Annotated in this window: 1 protein-coding gene; it reads left to right on the top strand. The window is 68.8% G+C overall.

Going from position 1 to position 1,566, the window contains the following annotated elements:
- Window positions 1-72: 72 nt before the first annotated feature.
- Window positions 73-1,566: TonB-dependent receptor (locus ABNT58_RS22565; RefSeq protein ID WP_348755649.1), on the top strand; the 1,494-nt coding region annotated here is incomplete at its 3' end.

Raw genomic sequence — 1,566 nt, 5'->3', positions numbered from 1 at the left:
GGTCCGCCGCACCGCTCACGCCGGTGCCGCACGCCACGCCGCTTTGCACCCTGCCATCGACCTGAGACCACGATGGCTTCCGCTGTTTTCCGCTTTTCGCTCACCACGCTGGCTGCCGCCGCCAGCCTGGCCATGCTGCCTGCCCAGGCCCAGTCCACCGATGCCCAGACCATCGAGGTCACCGGCCGTGTGCTCACCACCGCGCCGGACATCGGCGGCTTCGGCCATGAGCCCTTGTCCAAGATGCCTTTCGCGGGCGCCGTGGTCAGCACCACGGCGTTGAAAGACCTCGGCGCCACGCGACTGTCCGACCTCACGCGGCTGGACGCCAGCCTGTCCGACGCCTACAACTCCGAGGGCTACTGGAGCTTTTTGTCGGTGCGCGGCTATGTGCTGGACAACCGTTTCAACTACCGGCGCGATGGCCTGCCCATCAATGCCGAGACCGCCATCGGTCTGGCCAACAAGGAACGCATCGAGGTGCTCAAGGGCACCAGCGGCATCCAGGCCGGCACCAGCGCCCCTGGCGGGCTGGTGAACTTCGTGGTCAAGCGGCCCGATGGCAACGTGCGCAGTGCCGGCCTCAGCTGGCGCGAGAACGGCATCGTGGGGGTGGCCGCTGACCTGAGCCAGCGCTTCGGCCAGAACGAGGCGTTCGGCCTGCGGGTGAACGCGGCCTACGACCACCTTGATCCGCAGACCCGCTCGCTGGAGGGCCACGCACGCCAGCTGTCGCTGGCCGGCGACTGGCGCATCGCGCCTGACACGCTGCTGGAAGCCGAGTTCGAGCACTCGCTGCAAAGCCAGCCCAGCGTGCCCGGCTTCAGCCTGCTAGGCAGCCGAGTGCCCGATGCCAGCCGCATCGACCCGCGCACCAACCTCAACAACCAGCCGTGGTCGCAGCCGGTGGTGCCGGAAGGCAACACCGCCTCGCTGCGGCTGCAGCACAAGCTCGGCGGCGACTGGCGCTTGGTGGCCCATGGCATGACGCAGCGGCTGACCAGCGACGACCGGCTGGCCTACCCGTTCGGCTGCTCGGCCGAGAACGACTACACCCGCTACTGCAGCGACGGCACGTTCGACCTCTACGACTTCCGCAGCGACAACGAACGCCGCCGCAGCGATGCGCTGGACCTCTTGGCCAGCGGCAGCGCACGGCTGGCCGGGTTGAGCCACCAGATCAGCACCGGCGTGCTGTTCACCCGCTTCAAGAGCCGGCTGCGGGGCCAGGCCTACAACTACGTGGGCGTGGGCAACATCGACGGCACGGCAGTCACCGAGCCCAACCCCACGCTCGGTGATCAGAACACCAACCGCGACGAGCGCAACACCGAGCTGTACCTGCGCGACGTGGTGTCATTGACCGAAGACCTGCGCCTGTGGGCCGGCCTGCGCCACACGCGCCTGCACCGCGACAGCGTGCGCACCGACGGCTCGCGTCCCACCGGCTACAGCCAGGGCGAGACCCTGCCCTGGCTGGCGCTGAGCCACCAGTGGACGCCGGCCACACTTGTCTATGCAAGCTGGGGCCAGGGGCTGGAATCGGACGTGGTGCCCAACCGCAGC

Origin of the sequence: uncultured Aquincola sp. (genome assembly GCF_964001545.1) — a bacterium.
In the GTDB taxonomy this organism is placed as follows: domain Bacteria; phylum Pseudomonadota; class Gammaproteobacteria; order Burkholderiales; family Burkholderiaceae_C; genus Aquincola.
The sequence above is the reverse complement of the archived record's forward strand: the minus strand, read 5'-3'. Positions and strand labels throughout refer to the sequence as shown.